At 72.5% G+C, this 1,530-nt stretch carries 2 protein-coding genes and 1 pseudogene; all 3 read left to right on the top strand.

Translation table 11 applies throughout. The features are described 5' to 3' along the window. Positions 1-249, top strand: a pseudogene (locus tag U9980_RS26225) (hypothetical protein); the annotation flags it as partial. Positions 250-309: 60 nt separating this feature from the next. Then, positions 310-1,155: a 2,3,4,5-tetrahydropyridine-2,6-dicarboxylate N-succinyltransferase gene (locus tag U9980_RS26220; RefSeq protein ID WP_322770376.1), complete on the top strand. Its 846-nt coding sequence runs from the start codon at positions 310-312 to the stop codon at positions 1,153-1,155. After that, a partial coding sequence (locus tag U9980_RS26215; protein ID WP_322770375.1) for a M20/M25/M40 family metallo-hydrolase occupies positions 1,145-1,530 on the top strand: 386 nt, incomplete at its 3' end. The genes U9980_RS26220 and U9980_RS26215, both read left to right, overlap by 11 nt.

Here is a 1,530-nt window from a genome sequence, read left to right as displayed (position 1 = left end):
TACCAGACCGGCGCGCATCCGGTCCCGCCGTTCCCGCAGGCCGGACCGCCGACCGGTGGCCAGCCCACGGCCGGGGGATGGCCGGACCCCGTCTACCCGCCGGGGAGCCGGTACCGGGGTGGGGCCCCGGAGCTCACCGTGGATCCGGGGACGGCCCCGGCCGCAGCGCCGGCGGTGTCATGGCCGGGCGATGACCACGGTGCCCGCCCCGGATTTCGGGTAACCACGGAGCCGCCGGACATCCGATGATCCACCGCTTGCCGGAGCCGGTGGGGCACGAGAGGTGGTCGCCTCGTTAGGGTCGGGACCGTGAGTACCTCGGATGAGATCATCGATTCCGCGATAGACCCGGTCGTCGACCTGTTGTGGGACCGTCCCGACGCCACCGAGGCGCCGGACGGCCGCAGTGTCCACGATGTCGTGGTCGAGGCGATCAACCTGTTGGACGCGGGGAGGGCGCGGGTCGCGCATGTCACCGGCGGCGGCGACGTCGTCGTGGACGAACGGGCGAAACGCGCCATCCTGCTCGCGTTCCGGGTACTGTCGATGGTCGAGTCCTGCGCCGGCGACTTCCGGTATCACGACCGGGTGCCGCTCAAGACGTCCTTCGACGGGGTCCGCGTCGTGCCGGGCGCGATCGTCCGCTGGGGCGCGCACATCGAACCCGGCGCGGTACTGATGCCGAGCTACACCAATATCGGCGGATACGTCGGTGCCGGCACGCTGGTCGACACCTGGGCGACGGTCGGTTCGTGTGCGCAGATCGGGCGTCGGGTGCACCTGTCCGGCGGGGTCGGCATCGGCGGGGTGCTGGAACCGCCGAACGCCAGGCCCGTGGTGGTCGAGGACGACGCGTTCATCGGCAGTCGCGCCATGGTGGTGGAGGGCGCCCGGGTGCGCCGCGGGGCCAAGCTCGGCGCGGGCGCGATCCTGACCGCGTCCACGCACGTGTTCGACGCTGTCACCGGCGAGGAGCATCCCCGCGGGGAGATCCCGGCGCGGGCGGTGGCGGTGGGGTCGAGCCGGGTGAAGTCGTTTCCCGCCGGGGACTTCGCGATGCCGTGTGTCCTGGTGCTGCGGACGCTGGCCGAAGGCGAGATCCACGACAAGCTCGCGCTCAACGACATCCTGCGGGAGCACGGCGTTGCCACCTGAGAGCTCGCCACTGGCGCACCAGGGACTACGGCCTCCGGGCGCACGGCTGGACCTCACCGTCCCGGCGGCGGAGCTGACCCGCGCCCTGGTCGACGTCCCGTCCGAGAGCGGATCCGAGGCCGCCCTGGCCGACCTGGTCGAAGGGGCGCTGGCGGACCTCGCCGGACTGCGGGTGGACCGTGACGGCGATGCCGTCGTCGCCCGCACCGAGCTGGGGCGATCGACCCGGGTGCTGCTGGCCGGCCATCTCGACACCGTGCCGATCGCGGACAATTTGCCGGCCCGGGCCGTGGACGGTCGGCTCTACGGCTGCGGAACGTCCGACATGAAGTCGGGGGTGGCCGTGATGCTGCGGCTGGCCGCCACCCTGCTTGG

The sequence above is a fragment of the Protofrankia sp. Cr1 genome, from assembly GCF_963555865.1.
Classification (GTDB): domain Bacteria; phylum Actinomycetota; class Actinomycetes; order Frankiales; family Frankiaceae; genus Protofrankia.
This window is presented reverse-complemented; position numbering and strand designations above follow the sequence as displayed.